General features: G+C 52.5%; 5 protein-coding genes. 3 read left to right on the top strand and 2 right to left on the bottom strand.

Annotated elements, in window-relative coordinates; all coding sequences use genetic code 11:
* Positions 1–115: 115 nt before the first annotated feature.
* Together E0E47_RS11715 and E0E47_RS11710 are read right to left on the bottom strand one after the other, a co-directional pair.
* Positions 116–3,358: a hypothetical protein gene (locus tag E0E47_RS11715; RefSeq protein WP_130893775.1), complete on the bottom strand. Its 3,243-nt coding sequence runs from the start codon at positions 3,356–3,358 to the stop codon at positions 116–118.
* 112 nt (positions 3,359–3,470) lie between these two features.
* The gene (locus tag E0E47_RS11710; RefSeq protein WP_130893774.1) at positions 3,471–6,311 is read right to left on the bottom strand and encodes an alginate lyase family protein; all 2,841 of its coding nucleotides are present in this window, start codon (positions 6,309–6,311) and stop codon (positions 3,471–3,473) included.
* 775 nt (positions 6,312–7,086) lie between these two features.
* Here E0E47_RS11710 and E0E47_RS11700 point away from each other — a divergent pair.
* Genes E0E47_RS11700 through menD form a run of 3 tightly spaced genes read left to right on the top strand, consistent with a single transcriptional unit; the run spans position 7,087 to position 11,103 of the window.
* The gene (locus E0E47_RS11700; protein WP_008627978.1) at positions 7,087–8,319 is read left to right on the top strand and encodes a Cof-type HAD-IIB family hydrolase; all 1,233 of its coding nucleotides are present in this window, start codon (positions 7,087–7,089) and stop codon (positions 8,317–8,319) included.
* Positions 8,316–9,443: an isochorismate synthase gene (locus tag E0E47_RS11695; protein ID WP_130893772.1), complete on the top strand. Its 1,128-nt coding sequence runs from the start codon at positions 8,316–8,318 to the stop codon at positions 9,441–9,443. The genes E0E47_RS11700 and E0E47_RS11695 overlap by 4 nt, the downstream gene beginning before the upstream one ends.
* Positions 9,430–11,103 carry a 2-succinyl-5-enolpyruvyl-6-hydroxy-3-cyclohexene-1-carboxylic-acid synthase gene (gene menD / locus E0E47_RS11690; protein ID WP_130893771.1) on the top strand — a complete coding sequence of 558 codons (1,674 nt, stop codon included), beginning with the start codon at positions 9,430–9,432 and terminating at the stop codon, positions 11,101–11,103. Before E0E47_RS11695 ends, menD begins: the two co-directional genes overlap by 14 nt.
* Position 11,104: the final 1 nt, after the last annotated feature.

The raw sequence follows: 11,104 nt of genomic DNA, 5'->3' as shown, positions 1-11,104 counted from the left end.
TTTTCTTTGTAGTCTCTTGACGGGATGGCAAAAAGAGAGGGGTGGCAAAATGATAGTGCCACCCCTTCAATACTTGCTAAGAAGAATGAGAAAACTTCATAGCTTTTTCCGGCATTTACTTTCCGGTTACCACATATTTCTTTCCGCCAGCAATGTAGATACCCTTCTTCAGTCCTTTCACGGCATCGGCGCGTTTCACTTGGCGGCGTACGAGTGTTCCGGTAAGGTCGTATACATCCACCAATTCGGTTTCCAGAGATTCGGAATCTTTCAACACTTTGTCCATGCTATCGCCCTTTCCAGAGTTGATGTAGTAGAACCGGAAGTTGTCAGCAAACCATTGTTGGCCGTGGCCGCCCACGACACGTCCGTCACCCTTTATTCCGATGGTCACAGCCCCCTTGTCTACATAGACGGCAGGAATTATGGTATTGGTACCAACCTCGGCTTGTGCGATGTCCCAAAGGTCACGGTTGCCGTTCAAAATGGAATATTCAAACTGGTCTTCGGTGTACGTGTACACGGTGCTGTCTTGTCCGAGGATGTCGGGCACGGTGGAAATTTCCACGTCGTTTGTCTGCGCATAGAACCACAGCGCATCAGCTCCGCCGGTAGCATGAGTGGCTGCTTCCACACGGTAAGTACCCACGGGCAATTCGAATTTGCCTTCTTCGCCAATCTGTGTTCCCACAACCTGACGGTAATTGGTAGCTGATCCGATGTTGTGACCTTCATGTCCGGACCAACTGTAGCACCACAACCATGTGTCTTCTGTATGTTCAGTGCGGTCCGTCCCGTCTGCGTTGGTTTCGCAAATCCATCCGTTGATGACTTTCCTGGAGGGGTTACCGGCTTCATCCACGTAATCCTGGTAGATGTTGGGGTTCACCACGAAGGTGGTCATGTCGAACGGGTTGTCGCTCGTGGCTTTGGCCAAAACGTCGGGTGTCATGGCTGTCAGGCAAACGGCTTGCAGTTCTTTCACCGCCATGTCTGCATCTACGTTGTCAAATTCATCCTGTTTGAGCAATTCCTTCACGTTCTTGTAAGCCTCATTTTCAGAGAGTCCGCCAATCTGGTTCGCCAATACAATGGCAGTTCCCATCGGGTAGCAAATGGCGATGGAGGACTTCAGGGTAGTGGTAGCCTCATTGAGAGCTTCAGTCTGACGTCCCACTTCGTCGCTCACATAAGTCTCCCATGTCATGTCTTCTGCTATGATGGAGGCCTCCACCAATGCGTCGGTAAACGTCTTGCGTGCAGCCGGTTGTGCAAAAACCTTTTCATTGTTGAGGGCATCGAACAAGTCATTGCCCTTTCTCACCAACGGGGTGAGAGCCAGATACTGGTCTATCACTTTTTGGGCATCGAGGATGAGGTTGTCCATGTCTTCGATGGCAGTAATCATATCTTGGATGGGCACGCCATCAGCCAAGTACTGGTAGTAGCCTTCTTCTTCGTCCAAGACCCAACCCAGATAATCCCAGTCGTCGATACCGTAGTTCACCAATGAGTCATGCCATACGATGCCTTCTTCCAGGCGTGCGGTCAAACGGTCTCGATAGGCTTCTGTGGCATCGGAACCCACGTAAGAAAGACGGAAATTATCGGCACGCCATTCCGCTCCCATCACTCCGCTACGGCCTTCACCGTTGATTCCGATGTAGAGTTTGCCGTCCGACACCAGGATATTCTGCACAGTCGTAGTGGTTCCCATGTTCTTGGAAGCGTCGCCATAAGCTTCTGCGTCCCGATTGAAAATGGCCCTGGAGAAATTCACGCTGTCGGGAGTAGCGTACAAGTAAATTTTTGTGCCTTCCTGGCCGGTTGTGTACGTTGCGGCACTTAACTCATACACTCCGTTAGGCAGCTTCACCCCGTCTTCCTTGCCTATCATCTGTTGGTAATGTCCCTTGCAGATGCTGTTCGCGTCGTTGTCCGACCAACTGGAACAGTGCAGTTCCGTATCCGCGTGGTCTGCCAGTGTCGGACTACCGTTGTCGGAACTTCCACGATCGATCATCACCCATCCGCCGGGCATTTCGGTCATGACTCCATCCTGGAAGATATTGGGGTTGGTAATGAAACTGGTCATGTCTATCGGATGTTCAGCCGATGCCGTGCCCAGGAATTGTTCCGTCATCGCGGCCTTGCATACGGCATTCAGTTTCTCCACATCAGTCACCATGTCTGTATAAGTAAGTTCGGTCGCGTTGAGGTCGGCCGCTACTTTCTTGTATTCCTCCGTGTCGCTCAGTCCGCCAATCTTGTCTGCCAGCCCCTTGGCTACTTGCAAGGAGTGGTTGAGGCCTACCACCGCATTGGTATTCTTGATGGCTTCTTCTATGGCGGGCACACCTTCCACCAATGCGTCGGCCACCTCTGCCAGTGTAGGTTTGGCAAGTACGGCCTTGGCTTCGGAGATAGCCTTGCTGAGATTGGCCTTCACTTGTTCCGACACGGTGTAGGCTCCGCTCTCAATCTTGTCGTAGATGCCTTGGGCTGCGGTAATGTCTTTCTGCATCGTGTTCGCGTTCAGGCATACGGCCATGGCCAGTTCCACTTTTCCGGCAATTTCACCCACGGCTGCGTTGATGTCTTCTTCAGGCGTGGATTCTGTGTAACCGGAATATTTATCGAGCAACGTGGTAAGTTCGGAAGAGGCCGGTATGTCGAGGGTGTTCAACGAGTCGCGCATCACGGTGGCACGGTTCATCTGCATGCGGAAGGCATCGAAAGCCACACCGTCGAAATAGAGTTTGAAATCGTCCCAGCATGTCCACTCGCCGCCACGCATGTCCACGCCGATAAGCATTTCGCCTTTGTCGGAAACGGTGAACTCCAATACGTTGTTATACTGGTCGGGGTGGGCTTCACAGTACTTCGCCATGCCTTCCATCCCGTCTGGCCAACCATCGCGTTGGTTAGGTATGGTTTCGTCTTTTACCCCGCTATAGAGGGATACGAATGGGATTTCGGCATCTCCTGCTATCAGGAACGCATTGATTACTTCAGTACCGGCCTCATAATCCTTTCCGCCATTAGCCCCTGCGGCGCGATGGAAACCGCGAACGGTCAATTTGTAGTTGCCGGGGCGGAGGCCGAACACTTTTTGTCCGGCAATATTCTTTTTCCTGAAATATTCCGCATTCTTGAAGTCCTTATTTACAACCGGATCCAAATTCCCGTCTTGCCAACCCTCTGAAGTTCCGGTCGAGAAATCCGCGTTCTCCAGATAAGTATCCGTCACATCAATCCACTGGTGTTGTTGTGCGAACAGCACCGCACTGCTCATCATGGTAAACATGATGGCCAACGGGATACGCTTTCCATTTCCTTTTGAAATTTTTCTTTTCATGTTCATAAGTTTAAAGGTTCTCATTTTACGTCTTCCTGTTGCCGAACCTGATGGCAATAGGAGCGTTTCTTAATTTTGTACTATCCGGTTCGGTTATGTCAGTACATGGCTTTTAGCGCATTTTCATTCCTTGCGTGCGGCCGGAGGTTCCCACATAGTGCAACAACCAACCTACGTTTTGTACCGGGAGGCCAACCTCATTCTTTCCGGCCGTACAACGCACCGACTTGACCAGGCGGCCGTCGAAAGAATAGATTTTCAGCATGCCGCTTTCTTGGGCTTCTACCGCCAAATGGTTGCCGTGACGGTTACAGGATATCAATTGTGCCTCTTCACCTTTCATTTCGGCCATCACCTCTTCCATTCCGTCGGGGTTATCTGTCTTTTTCACGATACGGAAGGGAAATCCGGAGCAAGGGGCTTGCGACACTTCCAACAACATGCCGTCCTCGCTGGGCAACAGCATGCCACCGGAAGCCGCCGGTGAGCGTTGGATGGCATATACACCTTCGTCCGTACACTTGCGGAGTATGTTGAACGAGTTGTTGGCATAATCGCTCCCGTTCATCATCTTGCCGTCTTTGGACAGATGCATCTTGCTGTTCGTGCGGCTGAAGAGCATATAACGGTTGCCATAACTTGCGCTCAAGCGTCGCAGGCGCCACAGGTAATCCTGGTCGTTTTCTTCCGCGTATGGTACGAACTGGGCATCCGTGTTACGAAGATAAGCACCCCACTCATTACTGATGTAATAGCTGTCTTCCGAGGACGGGTCTTCCGTGCATGCTTCATACGCGTCTACGTTGAAATGGCAAACAGACTTGGCTTCCGCTCCCGATTCGGCAACCCTTTGGAAAACCAACTTGCACTTGAAACAGCTGTCAAGGCTCTTGATATGCAAGGTGTCGTTCAAGTCGGCCACTTTGTTGCCTTGTTCGTCCAGATGATAAGTCAAAGTGTCTGCCTGGATGGTATCCGTGCCCACTACCCACTTATAAATACGGGTGGTTTCCGGCAGCTTGCCTAAGATAGATGTCGGAACGCCGTACATGCTGAAGGAAGAACCTTTCTCCAACACCAGGTTGGTTCCCGGTTGGGATTGGTTTCCGTGTATCACATAAGGGTCCACCTCTGCCACTTCCACAAGGAAATTCTTTATGATGGTGGCACCGGACGGATGTGTCATGGTCACACGGTAATAGTAGGTCTTGGCCACGCTTTCAATCTCCAACAGGTTGCAATTCGTTTTCAAGTCAGTCCACCGCTTGCCGTCTGTGCTGCGTTCCCATTTCCATTCACGGATAGTAAAGCCATCATAATTCATCCCTAATATCACGTTGGCATATTTCTTGGCATAAATCACGGAGTCATGGATTTCCACACTGTTGACCTTCGCATAAACATCGGCATAGCCTTCGGGGGTTCCTTCGCCTTCCACGTGCAGGGAGTACATGCGCGTGCATTCCACGCCCTTGCTGTTGATGTAACGCACGCGAATCACACTGGATGTCTCCAAGGTAAGTTCTCGCTCGTTGCTTTTACAGGTGGGGTCGTCGTCCCATGACCACTTGCCGGTATCCTCTTCGTCCTCCGGCAAAATCACGGTAATCTTCATCTGTGAGCCTTTCGGGATGTTGGATACTTCCGTACGGGTGGTGGACACGCCGTTGTACTGCACCGTTCCGCCCAATTTGGTCGGCACCTTGGTTTTGTCTGTCAATGGATCCAGGCTGCACATCAATGCGGTAAAGCCTAAATGGTCATAACCGCCTCCTCCGCCATAGAAGCCTCCTCCGCCGTCAAGTCCTGTGCCATTATTATGCCTCATCATGATGGCATGGCCCCAAGGCATTTCCACCCCGCGCACATTCTCATAATAGTTTATGATACGCGGCCAGCATGGGCGGTCCACGCCGCGTCCGCCCCACCCGGGTTCCGGGAAATAACCTCCCTCCATATTCGTGTAGGGTACGTATGGAACGTCCTGCCACATGTTATAGCGGGCCACATATTCAAAACCGGCCGCAATACGGTCGTCCTTGTGCATATAGGCATCCTCCCCTTGGTTGCGTCCCACGCCGCAGACATCTGCCGCCAGGGCTACCGCCATGCTGGCATGGCTTTGGTCGCGGTTGGACTCATGCATCTGCCCTATGTAGCCGAACGGGCCATCTTCATCCTCGAACAAGTGGTAAACCAACATGTGGATAGACTCGCCGTAACGGTGGTCCTCCATATACTTATAAAATTCCATGCCCCGGTTATACACCCATACGTCATCGCACAATATGCCTGCGGATATGATGCAAAGCACATTGCACAATCCCCAATTGGACCAATAATGGTCGTCGTGCCCTTCCGCGCGGTTTTCAAGGAAACTGAGGGAATTGCGGACGAACACCCTACGTATAAAATCTTGGTAACGCTTGAAGTCTGCGGGTTTCCATCCCTCATAGTCGCGCATCAGTTCCCCCGCGTTGGCAAACGCATAGCCGGAAAGTCCCGAAGCCAGGGCGTAATTGTTGTTCCCGCCGATGTCCTTGCAGGTTCGTGCCCAGGCGTTCAAGTACTCGACGGCTTTTCGGGCATATTTTTCATCCCCGGTAATCTTCCATTCGAGTGCGAATTGATAGGCCGCGTGCGCATTATCCTGTGGTGTTCCATAGTTATCCGTGTTTTCTCCTGGGGGTAGCCACGGGCAACCGGCCCCGCAGCCACGGACAATCCTGCGCACCGGAGTGGGATGCCGGTCGTCCACGGTCATGATATACGGGCTGGTTTTGAAAAACTTGTAAGCTGCAGTCCATGGTTCTTCGCCGTTGGCCAGCTTCTCTTTCACCCGGTCAAAATCCGCTTGGGTATGCAATGCCCCCGGATGGATAAACCCTTGTGCCATGCTTCCCAACGGGAAACATAAGGTACATAACCATAACAAAACGTTTTTTTTCTTCATACCATCTCGATTTTATTTTCATACCTTGCAAATATATGTTCAATATTCAATGGGTTATGGGTCAAATAATAACATAATATGGGGTATTACATACCATTTTAAGAAAAATGGACTTCCGGTTGACAAAATGACACCTTCCTTTCCTTTTTGTGCTTATGCTTGCCCCTGTATTTGTAGCCTTCCATAAGCTTTTAAAACCCTTTCCGGATACATAAATTTGCGTTTCAGCCTGTTATTATACGTTTTTTAACCTAAGTAGAACCCCAATCTCAGCCGAATGATTTTTCGTTCGGCTGAAAAAACATTTTTTTTGTCCGCATCTTGTTCCGCCGATGTCCGTTTGTGGGTGGAAAAGGCTTTGGAAGGCAAAGTGAAAAACGGGCTTTTGGCACCTTGTTTTTCCTATTTGGATGGGATTTGCCTTCAAAATCCGGATGTCAGGATGTCAGGCCGGTGCCACGATGTGCTGACGTGTTTCCGGTTTGCCTGCGCATGCCGCGTGGCGAGGCCGGGCAATTTGCCAATATAAAGAGAGGCCGGGGTGGCGAAAAGACATTTTCCTGATGCGTGAGAATCGTGTATCGGGGAACAAGGGCGGACCGGGGGACAAATAGCGCAGCCACGTGGAGCCTGAATTGACAAATTGACAATTTGGCAATTTCCGGGTGCCGTTCCCTAAAAAACGTGAAGCTTTGCGATAAACTACTTCTTCCGTCCTCTTTTCTGAAAGGCTTTCGCTATATTTGTGTACATGAATAAAAAAAAACGTGGGAGTATGAAATATAAAATGTTAGTGCTCGACGTGGACGGGACACTGTTGAACGACGAGAAGGAGATTAGCAAGCGGACGCTGAACACGTTGCTCAAAGTGCAGCAGATGGGCGTACGCATCATGTTGGCATCGGGACGTCCCACTTACGGTTTGTTGCCATTGGCCAAGAAACTGGAATTGGGTACATATAACGGGTATATCCTCTCTTATAACGGTGGCCAGGTGATTAACGCTTCCAACGGAGAGGTGGTATTTGAACGCCGTATCAATCCGGAACATATCACTTATTTGGAGAAGAAAGCCGAGAAAAACGGTTTTTCGATCCTTACTTATAACGGGGATACGGTCGTGACGAATAACCCGGATGATCCGCATGTGCGAGCCGAAGCGGCCTTGAACGGCATGAAGTTGGAGCATCAGGAGTTTTTCTCTGCGGCAATAGATTACCCGCCTTGCAAATGTATGTTGGTGAGCGATGACGAGGAAGCTTTGGTGGGGTTGGAGAACCATTGGAAGCGTCGTTTGAACGGTGTATTGGATGTGTTCCGTTCCGAGCCGTATTTCCTGGAAGTGGTGGGCAGCCGGGTGGACAAAGCCAATACGTTGGGCGTCATCATGGAAATGGAGGGCATCAAGACGGACGAGATTGTGGTGTTCGGCGACGGCGTGGCCGACGTGACCATGTTGCAGTTGGCCGATTTGGGCATTGCCATGGGGAATGCCCCGGATTCGGTGAAGCGTTGTGCCGACTACGTGACCCTCTCCAACAATGAAGACGGTGTGGCCGTGGCGGTGGAGAATGCTTTCCTGGCCGAGGTGCGCGAAAGCGAGATACCGCTTGATGCCTTGAATGCACAGGCGCAGACTACGTTGATGGGGAATTTGGGCATACAATATACGTATGCTTCCCACGAGCGGATAGAAGCCACCATGCCGGTGGACCACCGCACGCGCCAACCTTTCGGCATCCTGCACGGCGGGGCCACGTTGGCTTTGGCAGAGACAGTGGCCGGGTTGGGGTCGATGGTGATTTGCAATCCCGATGAATTCGTTGTGGGGATGCAAGTGAGCGGCAACCATATCTCTTCGGCCCACGAGGGGGATACGGTGAGGGCTGTGGCCACGATTGTGCATAAAGGGCGCTCTTCACACGTGTGGAACGTGGATGTGTTCACTTCCACGGGGAAATTGGTGTCTTCCATCCGGGTGATGAACAGTGTGATGAAACGCAAATGAGCCGCATGCAGGACGACGAGGCGGTAATAGATGAATGGATTAAGGGCGGAAAAGATGCCTTTGTGTTCTACCGTGAGCCGGGGGAAAGTGTTTGTCACGGCATACGGGCGGCACGGTCCTCCCTGCAATCTTTTGAAGGCATCCCGCCGTTGGACGGGAAGACTGGTTTTGTGTTTGCCCCTTTTCGGTTCGGAGAGGGGCATCCTTTATGGCTGCTTCCCTTGGAGGAGGAAATAGAAGCCGGTATATCCCGGGCTGTATGTTCCGATGAGGTGGAGGCACCTGCGCCGATGCCCTTTTGCGGACAGTTGGAGGAACAGCCCTCGAAGGGGTACCGTGAGGCTTTTCGTGTTTTTTCCGGTGCGCTTCGTGCCGGGGATTTTCAGAAGTTGGTGCTTTCGCGTCGTTGTACGGATGCTTTTCCCCGGGGCTTTTCATGGGCACGGGCTTTCACGGCGGCCTGCCGCCGTTATGTGCATTCATACGTGTATTTGTTCCATACGCCTCAGACTGGTTTCTGGTTGGGGGCTACGCCCGAAATTCTTTTGGCCGGAGGCAAAGGGGAGTATCGTACGGTGGCTTTGGCCGGTACGCAATTCCTGAAAGAGGGCAAGTTGGCAGTTCCGTGGTCGGAAAAGAACATCCGCGAACAAGCATTCGTGACGGAATATATCGGCGATTGCTTGCGCGAACGAGGTATCCGGTTCACTTTGGAAGGGCCTTATACGGCTACGGCCGGAGAACTGGCCCATTTGAAAACCGATATCCGTTTCCGTCTTTCTTCGGCCGAAGCCTTAGGCGGCTTGTTGCAGGCTTTGCATCCTACGCCTGCCGTATGCGGGTTGCCCAAAGAAGAGGCTTTTCGCTTCATCCTGTCGCATGAAGGATATGACCGTGGCTATTATGCCGGTTTCCTCGGACGGTGGGAGCCGGAGGGGAAGACGGCTTTGTATGTGAATTTGCGATGCATGCAATGTGGCGAAGGGGCGGAAAAAATCCGCCTGTATGCCGGAGGCGGGATCTTGCCGGCTTCCGTGTGCGAAGAAGAATGGATGGAGACGGAACGTAAGTTGCAGGCTATGAAATATGTAATCTCGAAAGGAGGAACTGATGTATTCGGATAAGAAGAACGTGTTGCAGCTTGTTGCCTTGCTGCGTGCGCACGGCATTCGCCGGGCGGTGTTGTGTCCCGGAAGCCGTAATGTACCGTTAGTACAGGCTTTCGCCACGTGTGAGGATTTTGAATGCTTTTCGGTGACGGACGAGCGCAGTGCCGGTTTCTTCGCCGTCGGATTGGCTTTGCATGTACAGGCTCCCGTGGTGGTCTGTTGCACCTCTGGTTCGGCTTTGCTCAACCTCCATCCGGCGGTGTGCGAGGCATTTTACCGTCGGGTGCCTTTGGTAGTCATTTCCGCCGACCGTCCGGCGGCTTGGATCGGGCAGATGGACGGGCAGACTTTGCCGCAGCCGGGTGTTTTCGGTGGCTTGGTGCGGAAGGCGGTCAACCTGCCCGAGGTACGTACCGGGGAAGATGAATGGTATGCCAACCGGCTTGTCAACGAGGCTTTGCTTGAAGTGGACCACCACGGCTACGGGCCGGTGCATATCAATGTCCCCCTTTCCGAACCGTTGTTTCAATTTACGGCGGAAGCTTTGCCTTCCGTACGGCGTATGGTACGGCGGGATATGTCCGACGAGGGACGGACTTTGTCTTTCTTCCTGAAAGAAGAGCTTCCCAAGTACCGTCGGGTTCTGGTCGTGTCGGGGCAGATGTCTTCGGACGAGGCGGCCGGTGTAGCGGCTTGCCTGTCCGGCAGTCGCGTGGCTTGGTTGGCTGAAGTGTTGGGGAATTGCCCGTCGGCTTCAGATGCGGTACGGGGCTTCGATGCATTATTGTATGCAGCCCGTGAGGAAGACTTGCAGGCGTTGCGCCCGGACTTGGTGATAACCGTAGGCGGGCATGTCGTGTCGAAACGTTTGAAACAGTTCCTGAGGCGTACGCCTTCGTTGGTGCACTGGCATGTTTCGCCGGATGGCCTTCCGGCGGATTTGTTTTGTGCGCTGACCACGGTTGTGGAGGCTTCTCCTGCTGATTTCTTCCGTTTGTTTTTCCGGTCGGAGGCTTTGCCGTCCGGGGCGTATGCGCAGCTATGGCATGAAAGTTGTGCCCGGTTGGCCTCTCCGGAAACCGGATACTCCGAGATGTATGCCGTGCGGCGCGTGTTAGAGGCATTGCCACCCCATGCAGTGCTCCATTTGGCCAACAGTTCGGTGGTGCGCTTTGCGGAATTGTGCCGCCTGCCCGAAGGTGTGGAAGTGCAATGCAACAGGGGAGTGAACGGCATAGAGGGTTCCGTGTCGGCTGCGGTAGGTTATGCGGCAGTGTCCGACCGGATGAATTTCCTGCTTGTAGGTGATTTGAGTTTCTTTTATGACATGAATGCGTTATGGAACGGCCATATACGTTCCAACCTCCGCATTGTCGTGTTGAACAACGGCGGCGGGGCCATTTTCCATGCCTTGCCCGGATTGGACATGGCCGGGGATACGCGGCGTTTCGTGACGGCTTCTCATGGCGCGTCGGCGGCAGGTTGGGCTGAATCGCAGGGATTCACTTATTTGCAGGCTACGGACACAGTGTCCCTCTTGGCCGCTTTTGATGATTTGTTGGACGAAACAGCCACGGCACCTGTCTTGTTGGAAGTGTTTACCGATGCGGAGGCCGATGCCGAAGAGCAGCGGAGTTACTATCATGCGATAAAGGAGAGATGGAAGAATTTTTAAG

Origin of the sequence: Paraprevotella xylaniphila YIT 11841 (assembly GCF_900683745.1) — a bacterium.
Lineage (GTDB): Bacteria > Bacteroidota > Bacteroidia > Bacteroidales > Bacteroidaceae > Paraprevotella > Paraprevotella xylaniphila.
The sequence above is the reverse complement of the archived record's forward strand: the minus strand, read 5'-3'. Positions and strand labels throughout refer to the sequence as shown.

Bases quoted from the DNA above. Each gene is read 5' to 3' on its own strand.
- E0E47_RS11700 (WP_008627978.1), top strand. From the start codon at position 7,087: ATGAAATATAAAATGTTAGTGCTCGACGTGGACGGGACACTGTTGAAC.
- E0E47_RS11710 (WP_130893774.1), bottom strand. From the start codon at position 6,311: ATGAAGAAAAAAAACGTTTTGTTATGGTTATGTACCTTATGTTTCCCG.
- menD (WP_130893771.1), top strand. From the start codon at position 9,430: ATGTATTCGGATAAGAAGAACGTGTTGCAGCTTGTTGCCTTGCTGCGT.
- E0E47_RS11715 (WP_130893775.1), bottom strand. From the start codon at position 3,358: ATGAAAAGAAAAATTTCAAAAGGAAATGGAAAGCGTATCCCGTTGGCC.
- E0E47_RS11695 (WP_130893772.1), top strand. From the start codon at position 8,316: ATGAGCCGCATGCAGGACGACGAGGCGGTAATAGATGAATGGATTAAG.